We start from the raw sequence: 17303 nt of genomic DNA, 5'->3' as shown, positions 1-17303 counted from the left end.
GGGTGCCCGAAGCGAAGCGAGGGCGGGTGCCCCTGTAGGAACGAGGACGAACACCGTCCCTCCTGCAACAGCTGTACTTCTCGCAAAAGCAGGAAGAAAGCCGTCTCCTAGTTGCCGGTCATGCCCAGCAGCTCATTCGCACGAACGCGAGCCCAACGCTCCGCGTTCAGCACCGCCTCCAGCGTCAAATCAGCGTCAGAGACAGACTCGGCGCTGCCGGTGTGCTCCTCCAGCACGCGCGCCACCGAATCGACAATGTCGGTAAAGCGAATCGCGCCCGCGTGGAATGCTGCCACGGCTTCCTCATTGGCGGCGTTGAACACTGCCGGGTGGGTGCCGCCGACCTTGCCGGCATTCTTGATCATGCGCACGGCGGGGAATGCTTCCTCGTCCAGCGGCTCGAAAGTCCAAGATGCCGCTTTCGACCAGTCACAAGCGGGCACCGCGCCGGGGATGCGGTGCGGCCAGGTCAGACCCAGGGCGATGGGCAGAACCATGCTCGGCGGCGACGCCTGGGCGATGGTGGAGCCGTCCACGAACTGCACCATGGAGTGCACGACGGACTGCGGGTGAACCGCCACGTCGATACGGTCCAGGTCCACGCCGAACAGGTGGTGCGCCTCAAGCACTTCGAGCGCCTTGTTGACCATGGTGGCGGAGTTGGTGGTGACGACCAGGCCCATGTCCCAGGTGGGGTGTGCGAGCGCCTGCGCCGGGGTCACGTCGTGCAGTTGTTCGCGCTTGTAGCCGCGGAACGGGCCGCCCGATGCGGTGAGGATGAGCCTGTCGATTTCTGCGTCAGTTCCGGAGGCGAGTGACTGCGCGAGGGCGGAGTGTTCGGAGTCCACCGGCACCATGGGGGTGTCCAGGGGCGATGCGTCCACGGCGGCGCGTACGAGCGGGCCGCCTGCGATGAGGGATTCCTTGTTGGCGAGCGCCACGCGGTAGCCGCTGTTGAGGGCGGTGAGGGTCGGTTCCAGGCCGATGGAGCCGGTGATGCCGTTCAGTACGGTGTCTGCCGGGTGCGCTGCCGCCTGTACGGAGGCTTCGGGGCCGTGGGCGATCTGCGGGGTGTAGCCGGTGGCTCCTGCTTCGGAGGCTGCCGCTTCGATGAGTTCGCGCAGGCGCTGCGAGTCTTCGGCGGTGCCGCTGGTGGCGACCAGTTCGGCACGCACGTGCACTGCCTGGCGTGCGAGCAGCTCGAGGGAACGGGAGCCAGCGGAGAGGGCGACGACCTTCAGCGGTGCGTCGGCTGCGGAGGCGCTGGTGCCCTTGAGCGCGGCGAGGTGGTCGATGACCTCCATGGCTTGGGTGCCGATGGAGCCGGTCGAGCCGAGGAGGGTGACGCGCTGCGGTGCGCGGGTGAGTTCTGTGAGGGCGTCGGTGAGGCGGTCGCGGCTGCCGCCGACGCGTGCTGAGGATCCAAACTTCATGGTTCTAGTGTCTCATGAGCTCGCGGGTACGTTCGGGCATACGCCTGCGTTTAGGGCTGTCCTCAGCATAGAAGAATCCCCCACCCTGTCATGCGGGGCGGGGGATTCAACACTTCACGTTTTAGAGCAGATCCTGCAGCAGCTCAATGCAGCGGTCCAGGAAAGCATCCACCTGGGATTCTTCGTAGCTGACGGTGCCGGAGGCGGGGCGGAACTTTGCGTGGCGCACCACGGAGGGGTCCAGCGGCTCTTCGCTGTTGAGCTGGGCGTACACGCGGTCGCAGATGGCGTCCACGTCGCCGACGAAATAGCCCATGTGGCGGCGCTTGCTGGGGCGGCGGAAACGCTCACCGGCAGGGCGTTCCAGGCGGCCAGCGAGCAGCTCGCCGGTCTCTACGAGGGAGCGTTCCCAGTTGTCCAGGCCGTACGCCTCAATGTAGCGGCTGCGTTCAAGCTTGGCGAAGCGTTCCTCAATCTTTTCGAGGGCGCGGTCGACCACATCCAGCTGGTAGCCGCCGGGTTCTTCACGGAAGACGACCTGGCGGATTCGTCGGGAGGTGTAGAGGTCTTCGGGTAGTTCGGCGGCTCCGCTGAGCTTCTCGTAGTCCTCGGCGAGGCGGGTGAACAGGCGGTCTACTTCACTGCGCTTGTAGCCGGGTTCGGTTTCTCCTGCACGGGCAAATCCGCCTCCGTGGGTGGTGCTTGCCAAAGTGGGCTCCTCTCGACGATTGAACTTTAAGAATACCAATGCGCAGGCTACCTGGTGCAAGGTTGGCGGGCGGTGTCTTAGATATAGTCCCTTGCTTTCCTGACTTCTGCGCCCCTATTCAGCGGGTACAGCAAAGGCGGAGCGCCCCTCCCCCATCTATGGGAAGAGACGCCCCGCCTCCGAGCGATAAAAGTTTGAAGCTTTAGAGCGGCATAATAAACCGGAAAATCAGGCAACCAGCCGCCGCCGCAAAAAGAATCGAGTCCAGGCGATCCATCATGCCGCCGTGACCGGGCAGAATATTCGACATGTCCTTCACACCCATACGGCGCTTGAACACGGACTCCACCAGGTCACCGGCAGTCGACGCGACCACCATGACCGCCGCCAGCGGAATAGCCCAATACCAGGGCGAACCCATGACCGCCAACGCGATAGCGCCAACCACCGCCGAGCCGACGAAGGAGCCAGCCAGGCCTTCCCAGCTTTTCTTCGGGGAGATCTTCGGCACCATCGGGTGCTTACCCCAATTCACGCCGGCAATAAAGCCGAACGTGTCATTGCAGATGGCCATGAGCAAAATCATGAGGACGCCGCGCTCGCCGTGGTTGGTCTGGAAGTAGACCATGGCGATGCCCAGCATCAGCGGCACCCACAGCAGAGCCAGGGCGCTACCGCTCAAAGACTTACCCAGTGAGACCTGACGGTCAGCACGCACGAGCACAGAAGAGAGAAGCAGCACCAGCAGGCTCACCGCCAGGGCGATGCCCAGCCCGGTAAAACCGAACAGGTAAGACACCACCACAATTGCGCCAGACAGGCCACCGAGCAGATACTCCGGGATGCCGTAGCCGCGGCGGGTGTTGAGCACGTGCCCAATCTCCCAGGCGCCCAGGCCAGCCGCAGCAGCTGCAATCGCCACAAAAATCGGCTGGTAGATCAGACCGAGCACCAACAGCACGCCGAAACCAACACCCACGCCAATGGCGGCGGGCAGGTTACGGCCTGCTTTGGCGCTACGCGACTTCACGGGGGTTACCGCCGTCTGCGGGCTCTGCTGTGGAGCCGGCTGTGCGCCTCTCTCTTCTTTCGCTTCTTTGCGTGCACTCATTTGGGGTTTAGACCTCGAGCAGTTCAGCTTCCTTGTGCTTGTACAGTGCGTCGACCTGGTCGATGTGCTTCTTGGTCAGTGCGTCCAGTTCCTTCTCAGCGCGTGCGCCTTCGTCCTCACCGATTTCGCTGTCCTTGACCAGCTTGTCGATAGCGGTCTTAGCGTGGCGGCGGACGTTACGGATGGAGACACGGGACTCTTCAGCCTTGTGATTGACGAGCTTGGTGTATTCCTTACGGCGCTCAGCGGTCATTTCGGGCATGACAACACGGATAGCTGCACCGTCGTTGCTGGGGTTAACACCCAGGTCGGAGTCACGCAGAGCCTTCTCGATAGCTGCCAGTGCGGTCACGTCGAAGGGAACGATTTTGACGGTACGTGCGTCCTCAACGTTGAAGGACACCAGCTGCTGCAGCGGGGTCGGTGCACCGTAGTACTCTGCGGTCAGGCCGCTGAAGATTGCGGGGTTCACACGACCGGTACGAACCTTAGCGAACTCAGTCTTGGTTGCTTCGATGGTCTTTTCCATCTTCTCGCCGGCTTCGGCAAGGATTTCTTCGATCACGAAAGGATCTCCTTTGTCGGAATTCTGGGGTGCCAGAATTGTCGGTGGGCGCACGCTCAGCCCTCATGATTCCCACCGGTCCGCGGCGCATCCGAGGCAAAAACCTTAGAAATAATGCGTAGTCGGCAGGAAAGAGGCAGAACGTCGTATTTGATATAAGTCTAGACGGTACCGGCGGGCATAAGCGAGTTTTAGCGCTCACCCGCGCGGTACCGTCCAGAATAAGTCCGCGCTATCGAGCACGGTCACAATCAGAGGGGGCATCAGGCATGCCCCAACCTAAAATTTAGGTGTTAGCGAGTAACGAGGGTACCCATCTTCTCGCCCAGGATTGCGCGGGTCACGTTACCCTCGCCCTGCATGCCGAACACGCGCATGGTCACGTTGTTGTCGCGGCACAGGGAGAACGCGGTCTGATCCAGCACGCGGATGTTACGCTGCATAGCCTCATCGTAGGTGAGGTTGTACAGACGCTCAGCGTTGGGGTCCTTGTTCGGGTCAGCAGTGTAGATGCCGTCCACGCCGTTCTTAGCGACCAGAACCTCGTCCGCGTGGATTTCCAGGGCACGCTGCGCAGCCACAGTGTCGGTGGAGAAGTAAGGCAGACCCGCACCAGCACCGAAGATCACGACGCGGTCCTTCTGCATGTGGCGAATCGCGCGGCGAGGAATGTAAGTCTCAGCAACCTGCGGCATGGTGATAGCCGACTGAACGCGGGTGTCGATACCTTCCTGCTCCAGGAAGTCCTGCAGAGCCAGGGAGTTCATGACGGTGCCGAGCATACCCATGTAGTCTGCACGGGAGCGGTCCATACCCGCCTGAGAAAGTTCAGCGCCACGGAAGAAGTTACCGCCACCAATCACGATGGAGGTCTCAACTTCACCAACGGTTGCGGCGATCTGCTTAGCGATGCTGCGCACGACCTCGGTCGAAATGCCAACTTCACCGCCACCAAAAACCTCACCGGAAAGCTTGAGCAAAACGCGGCGGCGGCCGGTCTCGTCACGGTGCATCGGGCGGGGATTCGCTTCAGTCATGGTTCCTCCAGTGGCTTACCTAGGGATTGTTATGGGTGATTTGGGCGGACTCCTGCCGCCTAGTCTTTATCAAGGATACAGCAAAGCCGGGTAGCCACCAGTGGTGACTACCCGGCTCCAGGCTATAATCCCAACCTCATACGATTTCCCTTACCGGGAACCCGCAATACGGGAGGGCAGAACTGCAGCGAGTCCTTATGCACCCACGCGGAAACGTGCGAATGCGGTTGCGGTTGCGCCAGCCTCGGACAGAACCTGTGCAACAGACTTCTTGGAGTCCTTTGCGAAGTCCTGATCCAGCAGGGTGTTCTCCTTGAAGAAGCCCTTCAGGCGACCCTCAACGATCTTGTCCAGAATCTTCTCGGGCTTGCCCTCAGCGATTGCGGTCTCGCGAGCAACGCGCTTCTCGGTCTCGATCTGGTCTGCGGGGATGGACTCGGAATCCAGGTACTTGGGGCTCATTGCAGCAATGTGAACTGCAACGTCGTGTGCAATCTCGTCGGTGTTCTCACCGGAGACAGCCAGCAGAACGCCAACCTGTGCGGGCAGGTCCTTGGAGGTCTTGTGCAGGTAAACTGCAACGTTCTCGCCCTCAACGCGTGCAACGCGGCGGACAACAATCTTCTCGCCGAGCAGTGCACCAGCGTCGGTGGTCAGCTCCTCAACGGTCTTGCCCTCGTAGGATGCAGCCTGCAGCTCTTCCAGGGTGGAAGCGTCAGCAGCAATAGCAGCCTCGAGCACGTTCTGGCCGAAAGCGATGAAGGGGTCGGACTTTGCCACGAAGTCGGTCTCAGAGTTGACCTCAATCATGTAGCCAACGCCGTTCTCAACGCGTGCAGCTACCAGGCCCTCAGCGGTTGCGCGACCCTCGCGCTTGGTGATGCCCTTCAGACCCTTAACGCGGATGATCTCGGCAGCCTTCTGCTGGTCGCCGTTAGCCTCGTCCAGAGCCTTCTTGACGTCGAGCATACCTGCGCCGGTCTTCTCGCGCAGTGCCTTGATGTCTGCTGCGGTGTAGTTCGCCATTGTGAACTCCTTGTGTTGCTGTAATAAATCGGGATGACATCCCGGTGGTACAAATGGCGGACGGCGCCGCGCCCAGGTCAGGGCGGGCGCCGTCCGAACGTGGTCCCCACAGGCGGGGGCCACAAAGCATAAAGCTTAGTGGGCTAAGAAAGCTTACTTAGCTGCCTCTTCAGCCTTTGCAGCTTCGTGCTGCTCCAGGAGCTCGCGCTCCCAAGCTGCCATGGGCTCCTCAGCTGCTTCAGCCTTGCTGTTCTTCTTAGCGTTGCGCTCGATCAGGCCGGCTGCCACTGCGTCAGCAATCACGCGGGTGAGCAGGTTGACGGAGCGGATAGCGTCGTCGTTACCGGGGATCGGGAAAGCAACCTCGTCGGGGTCGCAGTTGGTGTCGAGGATAGCAACAACGGGGATGCCCAGCTTCTGAGCCTCGTTAACTGCCAGGTGCTCCTTCTTGGTGTCAACAACCCACAGGAGGGAGGGAACCTTGGACAGGTTGCGGATACCGCCGAGGGTCTTCTCGAGCTTCTCGAACTCGCGACGCATGAGGAGCAGTTCCTTCTTGGTGTAGCGAGAACCTGCTACATCGTCGAAGTCAATCTGCTCGAGTTCCTTCATGCGCTCAATGCTCTTGGAGATGGTGCTGAAGTTGGTCAGCATACCACCGAGCCAGCGGTGGTTCACGTAGGGCATGTTCACGCGGGTTGCCTGCTCAGCGATAACTTCCTGAGCCTGCTTCTTGGTACCCACGAACAGGATGTTGCCACCGTGTGCGACGGTCGACTTAACAGCCTCGTATGCCTTGTCGATGAAGGCGAGGGACTGCTGCAGGTCGATGATGTAGATGCCGTTGCGCTCGGTCAGGATGAAACGCTTCATCTTGGGGTTCCAACGGCGGGTCTGGTGACCGAAGTGAACGCCGGAGTCCAGCATTTCACGCATAGTTACGACGGGCATGTCGTCTCCTTTGTGGTGCCGCGCGGACCTCCCATTCGGGCTAGCCCAACGCGCGCATAGTAGTTATCAGTTTTTCCTGGCGGCGGTTAGCGTTCACGGTTACCCGTTCAGCTCAGGCCCTAACCACCCCGTGTGGGTGGACCGAAGGTCCCTTATCGGCTCCCCATGTGAGGATGCCGCTCACGCCGCGCGTCGTCAGTGGTACTGTGCGGCCCCCTCGAAGAGGGAGAATACCCGCGCAGGCACACTGCAATACGACATTGTACCGTATATTCCGCGATTAATCCGCCGGGTCGGGGTTAAAACCTGTGCGGGCGGTTCGGGTGTGTGCGGGGGCACTGTGGATAACGGATTTTAAGGCGGAAACGGCGGAGTTATCCACAATTTTTCGCGAGGCCCTGCGAGGCGGGGCGATTCGTGATGTGCTCAGAAGATGAAGAAGAACATGAAAAGTTTAGAGTCCGCGCTACGGCGTGCCGTGCTGGTGGCGTGCTGCCTGCTGGGTGCGCTCGTGTGCGCGGGTGGAGATGGTTTGACGGGCGGGGCTGGTTTTGCAGACGGTGCCGCCTCAAGTGCGCATGTTCCCGACAGTGCGGAGGCTCCCACTACCGTTGAGCTCGCCGTGAGCCGGCTACGCTACCGCTCCCCCACCGCCGCGTCCAGACCGCAGGTAATCCGCACCTTTGAGAAGCCCGTCCAACGCTGGAGCACCGGGCATCGCGGCGTAGACCTCGCCGTGCCCGAACACGACCGTCGCGTCTACGCACCGGCACCGGGAAAAGTGGTTTTCAGCGGCACGGTCGTCAACCGCAAAGTCCTGGTCATCGCGCATCCGGATGGGCGGCGCAGCACCTTCGAACCCATGGACGAGACGCTCCCGGTCGGCACCACCGTTGCAGCCGGTGAGGTCATCGGCACCGTCGCCACCGCCTCCAGCGGCAACAGCGAGCGCCCCTACCGGCGATGCTCCACCCCGTGCCTGTACTGGGGTGTGCGCCAGGGAGGCGCCCGCGGGGACGGTAGCGGCAAGGACGCCGAGTACATCAACCCGATGAGCCTGCTGGGGTCGAAAGAGCCGAGCATTCTGCTTCCCGTGCCAGGCGGGTATTAGGAGCAGGCACTAACGGCGACAAGCCGCAGATACAGCTGTGGCCCGTCACCTCCCAAGATGGAGGCAACGGGCCACAGGAGCCAGTCTAGGGGCGTTCTCTAGCGGGGTGCTAGAGGCAGCTGATTACTGGAGGACGTCACCGTCATCAGCGCCGAACTGGTTCGGCTGTACAGGCTGCTGAGCAGTCTGACCGGGCTGAACCGGCTGGGTGGGCTGAGTCGGCTGTGCGGCCTGCGCATCGTACGCGGGCATTGCCATGGTCGGCTCATTCTCGCCGTAGTTCAGACCGTGCTGCGGGGTGAACACCTGAGTCGGCGAATCATCACCCGCGGCGTAGGCGGTGTTCTGCGCCGGGTAGCCGCCCTGTGCCTGGTAACCGGGCTGAGCAGCGTAGCCATTCTGTGCACCGTAGCCGCCCTGCGCGTCCGCCTGGGTTGCGCCGTAACCGGTCGCAACACCAGCCGCAGCACCCAGCGCAGCAGCCGAAGCGGCACGACGCTCACGGCCCTTCGCACGAGCCGCCGCAATCTTCTTGCGGAACAGGAAGAGCAGAACCAGGATGAGCAGCAACAGACCCACAATAACCGCGTCCACGATTACGTCAGTCATGCTCAGACCTGACACCGGAACAGTCAGACCGGAGGTGCTACTGACACCGCGGTCGGTCTTGACGCTCAGCTCGCCACCGTTGACGGTGAGCTGCACGTGCTGAGAGTTCTTCGCGAGGCTGTTCGCGGCATCTACCTTCTGCTGGTCCAGCGAGGAGAAGGTCGGAGCCTTGAAGGTGAACTCGAAGGGAGCCGAGTAGTAGTTACCCAGCTTCGAAGAGAGCTTGATTTCAGGGGTCACCGTGTAGTCGGAACCGAAGGGGTGGTAGCCACCGGGGCGGGTGACGGTTACCTTCGAATCGGGCAGGTACTCGTTCAGACGCTGGTTGAACTCGTTCTGGTCCTTACCGCGAACCTTCACGCTCACGATGGTGGAGTCGCCGTCCTGACGGACCTCGGTCTCGTCATTGCTGCCGCCTGCGAAAACGTCCTTGAGCTTCTGCTCAGCGCCTGCAACATCCTCGGTCGGGAATGCGTAGAGGAAACGCGCTTCCATGGAACCATCCAGGCCCAGGGAGGTAGCGACCTTCATGCTCTTCATCTCGATCTGGCGCGAAGAAACACGGTCAACCGCGATGAGAGTACTGCTGCCGCCCGAACGGGAGGAGCTAGCGCGGCCCTCGGGGTCAACCATGTAGGACTTATCGTTGCTGTCCACGATGGTCAGGGTCAGGCCATCACCGTTCGGGGAGCACAGCAGGGAGCAGTCCAGCAGACCCGAAATCTTCTTCTGAACGGTAAAGTTGTTGTCCTTCGCCACTACCTCACGGCTGGCGGAGAAATCGGTGCTACTTGCGCCAAACAGCTTCTTGAGACCGCTGCCCAGGTCCTCAATCGAAGAAGCGCTAAAGGTCAGGGTACGACCCACTTCTTCCTTCGCACTGGCGGTCGATGCGGAAGGAGCGTATGCCTTCGCCTGCGAGGACTCCAGACCCTTCTTCAGCTCGGAGCCCTCAGGCTTGACCTGGTTCAGGTAGGCGTCGACCGCCGAGGCGGTCTCGGTGTTCATGATTTCCTTCGCGACGAAGGAAACCATCACGGAGTAACCGCCGTCCTTCTCCTTCACGTCAAGAATGACGTTACGGAAACCGCGGTCCTGAACATCCTTCGCAGAAATCTTAGAACCACCGGAGTTCTTCACTTCCTTCTCGCCAAACTTCACAGTGGTTTCATCGCTGCTGCTGAGGACGCTGTTCTTATTAGAAGCAGACACCACACCATCCACGACCAGCGCTTCCGGAAGCCAGCCCAGCAGGTCGCCAGAGCTGAAGTTTTCCTTCACCTGGATACCCTGCACCAGGCCCTGGTCAGAGTTGATGATGCTAATCTGCGGCTTGATGTCGGAGCCCGAAGCCTTCAGCAGAGAGGTCACCTTGGAGTGGTATTCGTCCACGGAGGAGAAGGAGACCTTGAAGGTCGCACGAGCCTTCTCGCCCTCAGACTGAATACCTTCGTACTCCATGCCCTCGGGCAGGTGCTTACGAACGGACGCATCCAGCGCCTGGGTGCCGCCCTTAACCTTGTCCTGGTTATCCTTCATGTTGAAGGAAACCAGAATCGTACGAGTACCCTTCTCGGCGCTCTCAAGACCCAGCTGGGTCTCAATCTTCGCGCTGCAGGCACTCAGAATCAGCGCTGCAATGGTCAGCAGAACCGCCAGGAACATCCAGCGCTGACGAGCCGGTGCAGCCGGGGTATGAGTCATCGCGTGCATTCTAGGCTCCCATCAGGCGGATAGCCACGTAGTAAACGATCATGGATGCCAGAACCCACGCGGTGCTCAGCGCCGCGTGCATGATAATCGGGGACTTCGCGAAGCGGCCCAGACGGTTCAGACCCAGGTAGGTCAGAGCCTCACCCGAGAACACCGCAAAAGCAAGCACCAGAACCATGAGCATGGTCAAGAAGAACGCACTGCCACCGCTACGGGTGAGGGTCAAGAAGAACACGAGCAGGTTCAGCACCAGGAACGAAGGAATCAGCGCCAGAGAAGACACCGACACCGCGTGCATGCTTGCGGTGAAGGTAGTCGGTGCCTTGCCAATACGCGCGGTCAGCTGCAGCTGCACACCGCGCAGAACCTGCACGCCAAAGATTGCAAGAGCCATCAGCACGTACGCCAGAATCATGCGTCCGGTCGGTACGGCCTGGGCGGCGTAGGCACCACCGTAGGCGGCACCACTTCGGCCACCAAACATGTAGCCCAACATGGACATCATGACAACCGCCGCCAGAATTACCAGCTGGCTGAAGAAGAACGCGCTCACCAGCGCCTGCAGAGTCGTGGGAACAATCCAACCCCACGCACCTGCGGAAGAGATGCGAGCGTGCGCGGTCGCCGGGTTGCTGGAGAAAACGTCCAAGAACGCGTTCCAGGTAGCACCCAGTGCCTTCACCGCCGGATGCGGTGCGCTCGGCGCATAGGTTGCCTGGCCGGGCTGACCCGGCTGCGCAGCACCGGGCTGAGCAGTACCGGGCTGTGCAACATCGGGCTGGGGTGCGGCGGCAGGCTGACCGGGCTGAGCCGCCTGCTGCGACTGAACCGGTTCAGGCTGAACGGGCTGCTGAGGTGCTGCCGGCGCGGCAGACTGAGCAGCATTACCCTGCTGGATCGACTGCACGGGCTGCTGCGGCTGAGCAGGCGGCGACGCGTCCTGCGCGGGACGCGCACCGGCATCGTAGCCGTAGCCACCAGCCGCGGGTGCGCCCTGCGACGGGTTGTTGGGAGTGTTCTCCGACATTGAGATCCTCTCGTATGGTGTGTGGAAGCAACACCTACCGGCTGAATCGGCATCTACCGGCGGCATCACGCTGTCTTTCGTGACAAGACTCTTCAACCCTACCGTATCGAACGCTATGAAGCGTCTTCGTTCGTCATTTACTCATTTTCATCACCGTTGATGCATTCCATGTACGAAAATAGGCACCCTGAAAACGCGCCATGAGGGCGCGAAAAAGCCCCGCCCGCCGACAAGTGGGTGAAGTCGACGGGCGGGGCCGTAGGGAGTGCGGGGCTCGAACCCGCGACCAAGGGATTATGAGTCCCCTGCTCTAACCGGCTGAGCTAACTCCCCATCCGGTGCAGTGACGGCGCGCAATGGGCGCCAGCACCATCCTCTAGAGTACCTGAACGGCGACTGAGAACGAAAAACGCTCTCTCCTACTCAACGCTCAGGGTCTAGAGAAACTTAGCCTAAAGAAACTTAGCGGCGCGAATCCAGGTAACGCTGGTACGGAGCGTCGCTCACGTACAGCTCTTCGAAGGTACGCCAGGTGTTCTCCGCGCTGTGGAAGCCCACGATGCGGCGGGACTCGCGGCCCATCTGCTCACGCTCAGCGGCGGGCAGGGAGAGCACAGCCTCCAGCTTCTTCGCCAAATCCTGTGCGTTATTGGGCTCGAAGAGGTAGCCGTTCACACCGTCCTCCACCAGGTGCGGCAGAGCCAGCGCGTTCGCGAGCACCACGGGGGTGGAGGCGCTCATCGCTTCCAGGGAAACCAGGGACTGCAACTCAGCGGTACCGGGCTGGCAGAACACGTCAGCCATCTGGTACACCTCGGGCAGATGCTCATCCGGAACGAAGCCACGGAAAATCACGCGATCGGCAACGCCACAATCGTGCGCCTTCTGCTCGAGAGCCTCACGCAGTTCGCCACCACCGGCAATATCAAGCACCACGTGCTCGAGGGTATCGGGCAGCAGGGAGAGCGCCTCGATGAGCACGTCCACGTTCTTCTCTTCGGCAAGGCGACCCACGAAGGCAATACGCAGCTCACCGGGAACCTTGCCGGCGTCAGCACCCTCAGCCAGCTCGTAGTCGCTGATCTCAATACCGTTAGAAACCGGCATGACCGGGCGGTCAAAATGACCCAGGTCGCGCATCGCATCCGCACCAATCTGGGTGGGGGTGGTGACGACCGCGGTCTTGGAGAAGCAGAAACGCATATCCTTCCAGGTTGCCTTCTCAATCACGCGCTTCACGGGAGAGGGGAAGGGCAGGAACGGGTCAAGGTTCGCGGGCATGAAGTGGTTAGTTGCGATAACACGAATACCGCGGCGCTTCGCCTGGAAAATCAGCGCGCGACCAATGATGTAGTGGCACTGCACGTGCACCACATCCGGGCGGACCTCGTCGAGGATTGCGCCGACCTCGGACCAGATTTCCCAGGGCAGGCAGATGCGGTTCGTTTCGTGGGTCGGGGGCAGATGCGAGCGCAGGCGATGCTCCACGATGCCGCCCTCTACCTCGGTGCGGTAGCTGGGGCCGGGGATGGGGCTGGCGGCGACTACGTGTACGGAGTGGCCGCGCTTGAGCATGGAAGTGGCGAGGCGGTGACCGAATTGTGCTGCACCGTTGATGTCCGGCGGGTAGGTTTCTGCGCCAATCAGAATCGTCTTTGCCTGTTCCATGACGGGGCTCCTCATCGGGGTGTAGTGTGTCGGTGACTTTGGGGTTTCGGGTGCGACGGTGCGCCGCTTCTACCTCTGTCTGCCGCGTGCACCGGGTGGGTCCAGTACGTACAGCACTTGTCTATTCTACCTGTGAGCTGCGTCCTTCTCCGACTTGTAGCGGGCGGCTTTGGCTGGGAGTTACCTCTAAACCAACCGTTGAGACAGGCGCCCGGAACCTGCCGTAGACGCACAAACGCCCCGATACGAATATCGGGGCGTTTGGACGCTTGGCGTTAAACCTGTACCGGTTTTAGCGGCGGCTAGGTTTAGCGGCGAACAGTGTTTAGCGGCGAACCAGGCGGTTCAGGAAGTGCAGGACGGTTGCAATGGATGCGCCCAGTGCTGCGAAGGACTTCCAGCGTGCCTGCAGAACCTCGGGCTTGCGCACGTTCTCTGCCAGGCCGCGGCCGGTAGCTGCTGCACCTGCGGCAACCTCGGAGGGCACTGCCTTGAGAGCGTCCAGAGCCTGCTGGGTGTTGTTCTGAACGTCGCCGGTGTAGGACTGCAGGTCGTCGCGCAGGGCTGCCAGGTGCTGGCGGCGTTCTGCGGTGCGCTGCTTGAGCTCTTCGAAGGTCGGCGGCTTGGGCTCTTCCTCGCCGCGTGCCTTGCGCTCTTCAGCTTCCTGACGTGCGCGTTCTGCTGCTTCTTCAGCTTCCTTAGCCTTCTGCTCTGCACGCTCTGCCTGTTCCTTCTTCAGGCGCTCAGCGGACATGGCGGTACCTTCCTTGAGTACGCCGAGGTCGAAGAGCAGACCGAAGATTGCGGATTCGGGCTTGAACGGCAGCTGTGCCTTGACCTTCTTCAGACCGACCAGGGCGCAGATTGCCAGGACGATGAGGAAGATGAGGGCGAAGACCAGCGCGGATGCCCAGTAGGGCATGACGGTGCCGAGGCCGAGGATTGCTGCGGCGACCAGCGCGATGATCAGGAACAGACCGAAGACTGCTGCGACGCCGAAGAAGGCTGCGCCCTTACCAACGGCGATGCCCTTGGTCTTCAGCTCGTGCTTTGCAATCTGGATTTCGTCCTTGACCTGGCTGGGTCCGAGGGTCTTGAAGGTTTTGCCAGCGTCGATGATGTTCGCGACGCCGGACTTAATCCCGCTGATGCCAGCAAAGAAACGCTTGGGTGCCTTGGGATTAGTAGTAGTGGTCATGACCACCTCTCCGTGACGTGTTTTTGGAGGCTTCTTTTTCGCACTCCACCTCCTATAGTTTAGCCCCTTATGATACCTCCGCGTGACCGTTTGAACGGGGGTTTGCGCTATCTCTTCAGGTATTTTCGACTTTCTGGAGGCTGCATTGAGCTGCAGGCGTAGCTTTCTAGGTTTGGTTGCGCCTGTGGATTTGCTCTGGAGTAGGCGTAAGAGGATGCCGATGCGCCGCTCCCCTGCCGCGCATTGGATGCGTGGGTGGAGTGTGTGGGCAGGGTGAACTTTTCTGCGGGTACAGTTTCATAAACTGGTCGGTGATTTTAGAGGAGGGTTCCGACTGGACTCGATACAGCGGGGTGACGGTTTTTCCGAGCGCGCGAGGAAGTAAAAACCGTTATCCCGCCGAGGGCGTAAGCCCGAGGGGTTACTGGTTCACGGTTGGTTCACGGTTTGGAGAGAACGTTCCGACTGGACTCGAACTAGCGAGGCGAAGATTTTCCGAGCGCGCGAGGAACCAAAAATCTCAACCACCCCGTATGCCACTGTTGCGCTGGACTCGAACCAGACGGAGCCTGGAGCAGGCGCCCCAGCGCCTGCGTATGGCGGAGTGGTTACTGGTTCGAGCCAGGGCAACAGATAAAGCAAGAATCCCCAGGGCGGAGCCCTGAGGATTCTTGCTTTATGCGCTCCCCCGACTGGACTCGAACCAGTAACCCTTCGATTAACAGTCGAATGCTCTGCCAATTGAGCTACGGGGGATTATTTTGTTTTCGTTGCTGGTTTCCCTTGCAACGAGTAATAACTATACCGGGGCTGTTTAGGCTCCGCAACTTGAAATGCCGTGAAGTGCATCACTCTTTGGGTTGCGTGGTTAGTTTGGATGGCGTTCCCCCGGCAACCTGCAGAACACAGGACATTCGGCAGGTTGCCGGGGTATTCACAAGGAACCGTGTTTAGCCGCGCTGGGCGGTGAGCTGGCGGCGGCGCATTTCCAGTTCGAGGAGCTGACGCTGAACCGCTTCGAATTCTTCGTCGTCGGGGTTGGCGCTGAGCTGCTCTAGGCGCATCATCAGGTCGGATTTTTGGCGGGCGATCTGCTGTTCGAACAGGGCGTTGAGCGCACCAGTCACAAAACCGGGCAGACGCTCAGCGCTGCTGACCGGTAGCGGTGAGACGGCGAGCTCCGCAATGGCGGGGTGCACACCTTCTACCGCACCGGAACGTACACAGTTAATCCACTCGATGCCGGGGGTGGGCGCCATGACGGTTGCCGCGTGAATAATGCCGGCGGCCACCTCGCGGTGGGTGCGGTAGCGGAACTGCACGGTGGCGAGGTTACGCCACTGTTCCACGCTGATGAGCTCGGGGTGCTGCAGGGCAATCTCGAGCGCCGCCTTTTCGAGGCGGGCAACCGGGTCACGCGGGTCGGGGGTGAGGAATTCCTCGACGGCGGGGGCGGTCGCCTCCGGCTGGGGTGCGGTGGTCTGAATGCTGCTCGGCGGGTGCGCGGCCGCGTTCTGCCCGGCGTAGGCACTGGGTGCGGCGTGGTCTTCCGGTGGCGGTGCGTCGTAGGCGGGGTCGTAGGGCGCGTCAGCATGAACTGCGCCCTGAGCACCCGTATAGCCCGGCGCACCCGCGTAACCCTGAGCGCCTGCGTATCCCGGTGTGCCCGGCATGCCCTGCGGCCCCTCGTTCAGACGCTCGTAACGCGGCGCGGCGGCGGGAGCCTCCGCCTGCTGGGAGCGGGAAAGCTTCGGGTGGTTCTGCGCGTACGCCACTGCGCGCTGAATCTCGTCGAGCTCCAGGCCGAGCTGACCGGAGACCTTACGCATGTAGGCGGGGCGCAGGTCGCGGTCCTTAATGCCGGCAATAATCGGGGCGATAGCGCGCATCGCCAGCACGCGGCCTTCGAGGGTCGCCAAATCGTACTTGGCGAGGGTCGAATCAATCGCAAACTCGAAGAGCGGACGGCGCGAAGCGATCAGCGAGCGCACGGCGGCGTCGCCCTTGTGTAGGCGCAGGTCGCAGGGGTCCATGCCGTTCTCGGCAACCGCCACGAAGGTCTGCGCGACGAAGCGCTGGTCCTCCTGGAAGGCGGCCATGGCGGCTTTCTGGCCTGCGGCGTCACCGTCGAAGGTGAAGATGATTTCGCCGCCGGAGCCGTCGTCGGTAATCATGCGGCGCACCATCTTGATGTGGCCGGGACCGAACGCGGTGCCGCAGGTGGCAACGGCGGTGGTGATGCCTGCGAGGTGTGCCGCCATGACGTCCGTGTAGCCTTCCACGATGACGACCTGCTTGGTCTTGGTCATATCGCGTTTTGCCAGGTCAATGCCGTAAAGCACCTGGGATTTCTTGTACAGCTGCGTTTCGGGGGTGTTCAGGTATTTGGGGCCCTGGTCGTCGTCGAAGAGGCGGCGGGCACCGAAACCGATGGTTTCACCGGCGATGGTGCGGATCGGCCAGATGATGCGGCCGCGGAAGCGGTCGTACAGGCCGCGGTTGCCCTCCGAGAACATGCCGGTCGCCTTCAGCTCCTCATCGGTGAAGCCCTGGGAGCGAAGGTGCTTGAGCAGGTGGTCCCAGCCGCGCGGAGCATAGCCGACACCGAACTTGCGGGTTGCGGCGGGGTCGAACCCGCGGGCGCCAAGGAAGCGCTGCGCCTCCTGCGCATCAGCGCTGTAGAGGTTACGTTCAAAGAACTCGGCGGCCATCTTGTGCGCGTCGAGCAGGCGGCGGCGCATACCCGCCTCGTAGCGGTCGCCGGGCTTACCGCCCTCGTAGTGCAGGGTGTAGCCAATACGGGCGGCTAGACGCTCCACCGTCTCAACGAAGCTGGTGTGTTCCATCGCCATGACGAAGGAGTACACGTCACCGGATTCACCGCAACCGAAGCAGTGGTACGAGCCGACCTGCGGGCGCACATTGAAGGAGGGCGTGCGCTCGTCGTGGAACGGGCACAGCCCCTTGAAGGTGCCTATACCGGCGCTTTTGAGGCTCACGTAGCCTTCAATGATTTCGCGGATATCGGTACGGGCGCGGACTTCGTCAATGTCTTCTTTGCGGATTAATCCAGCCATAAACTCAATTCTACGGTGGGGTCAACAGGTAGCGCCTGCAGGCGGTGCAGGCGCGGTAAATAGGGGCA

The 17303-nt window shown here is 61.4% G+C and carries 13 protein-coding genes and 2 tRNA genes; 1 reads left to right on the top strand and 14 read right to left on the bottom strand.

Annotation, left to right across the window (positions count from 1 at the left end; genetic code table 11):
• Positions 1 to 107: 107 nt before the first annotated feature.
• The 7 genes from dxr to rpsB all read right to left on the bottom strand — a co-directional run bounded on the left by dxr (position 108) and on the right by rpsB (position 6832).
• The gene (gene dxr, locus HXO69_RS04950; RefSeq protein ID WP_296545656.1) at positions 108 to 1433 is read right to left on the bottom strand and encodes a 1-deoxy-D-xylulose-5-phosphate reductoisomerase; all 1326 of its coding nucleotides are present in this window, start codon (positions 1431 to 1433) and stop codon (positions 108 to 110) included.
• 121 nt (positions 1434 to 1554) lie between these two features.
• Positions 1555 to 2142: a hypothetical protein gene (locus HXO69_RS04945; RefSeq protein WP_005507072.1), complete on the bottom strand. Its 588-nt coding sequence runs from the start codon at positions 2140 to 2142 to the stop codon at positions 1555 to 1557.
• A 202-nt stretch (positions 2143 to 2344) separates the two neighbouring features.
• Entirely contained in the window at positions 2345 to 3253 is a 909-nt protein-coding gene (locus HXO69_RS04940; protein WP_296545654.1) for a phosphatidate cytidylyltransferase, read from the bottom strand.
• 7 nt (positions 3254 to 3260) lie between these two features.
• The gene (frr, locus tag HXO69_RS04935; protein WP_005507069.1) at positions 3261 to 3818 is read right to left on the bottom strand and encodes a ribosome recycling factor; all 558 of its coding nucleotides are present in this window, start codon (positions 3816 to 3818) and stop codon (positions 3261 to 3263) included.
• 293 nt (positions 3819 to 4111) lie between these two features.
• Complete coding sequence (gene pyrH / locus HXO69_RS04930) at positions 4112 to 4855, bottom strand: UMP kinase (protein WP_005507067.1); 744 nt, start codon at positions 4853 to 4855, stop codon at positions 4112 to 4114.
• A gap of 195 nt (positions 4856 to 5050) precedes the next feature.
• Positions 5051 to 5881, bottom strand: coding sequence for a translation elongation factor Ts (gene tsf, locus HXO69_RS04925; protein ID WP_005507065.1), 831 nt, complete (start codon positions 5879 to 5881; stop codon positions 5051 to 5053).
• A 153-nt stretch (positions 5882 to 6034) separates the two neighbouring features.
• Complete coding sequence (gene rpsB / locus HXO69_RS04920) at positions 6035 to 6832, bottom strand: 30S ribosomal protein S2 (protein ID WP_296545652.1); 798 nt, start codon at positions 6830 to 6832, stop codon at positions 6035 to 6037.
• Positions 6833 to 7277: 445 nt separating this feature from the next.
• On the opposite strand from rpsB, the gene HXO69_RS04915 reads away from it, so the two are divergent.
• Positions 7278 to 7943, top strand: coding sequence for a M23 family metallopeptidase (locus tag HXO69_RS04915; RefSeq protein WP_296545651.1), 666 nt, complete (start codon positions 7278 to 7280; stop codon positions 7941 to 7943).
• 123 nt (positions 7944 to 8066) lie between these two features.
• On the opposite strand, the gene HXO69_RS04910 is transcribed toward HXO69_RS04915, so the two are convergent.
• From HXO69_RS04910 to dnaG, 7 genes are all read right to left on the bottom strand, one after another.
• A complete protein-coding gene (locus HXO69_RS04910) occupies positions 8067 to 10256 on the bottom strand; it encodes a flagellar motor protein (protein WP_296545649.1) in 2190 nt (729 codons plus the stop codon).
• A gap of 10 nt (positions 10257 to 10266) precedes the next feature.
• A complete protein-coding gene (locus tag HXO69_RS04905) occupies positions 10267 to 11292 on the bottom strand; it encodes a hypothetical protein (RefSeq protein ID WP_296545648.1) in 1026 nt (341 codons plus the stop codon).
• A gap of 259 nt (positions 11293 to 11551) precedes the next feature.
• Positions 11552 to 11625: transfer RNA gene (locus HXO69_RS04900), tRNA-Ile, on the bottom strand.
• A gap of 129 nt (positions 11626 to 11754) precedes the next feature.
• Positions 11755 to 12960, bottom strand: coding sequence for a glycosyltransferase (locus tag HXO69_RS04895; RefSeq protein ID WP_296545647.1), 1206 nt, complete (start codon positions 12958 to 12960; stop codon positions 11755 to 11757).
• A gap of 325 nt (positions 12961 to 13285) precedes the next feature.
• On the bottom strand, positions 13286 to 14158 hold the full coding sequence (locus HXO69_RS04890) for a phage holin family protein (RefSeq protein WP_005508823.1): 873 nt from the start codon (positions 14156 to 14158) through the stop codon (positions 13286 to 13288).
• Positions 14159 to 14841: 683 nt separating this feature from the next.
• Positions 14842 to 14914: transfer RNA gene (locus HXO69_RS04885), tRNA-Asn, on the bottom strand.
• 194 nt (positions 14915 to 15108) lie between these two features.
• On the bottom strand, positions 15109 to 17235 hold the full coding sequence (gene dnaG / locus HXO69_RS04880) for a DNA primase (RefSeq protein ID WP_296545645.1): 2127 nt from the start codon (positions 17233 to 17235) through the stop codon (positions 15109 to 15111).
• Between the last annotated feature and the right edge of the window lie 68 nt (positions 17236 to 17303).

This window comes from Rothia sp. (in: high G+C Gram-positive bacteria), from assembly GCF_015265375.1.
Classification (GTDB): Bacteria; Actinomycetota; Actinomycetes; order Actinomycetales; family Micrococcaceae; genus Rothia.
Note: the sequence above shows the minus strand (reverse complement) of the source record. Positions and strands in the feature narration are given on the sequence as shown.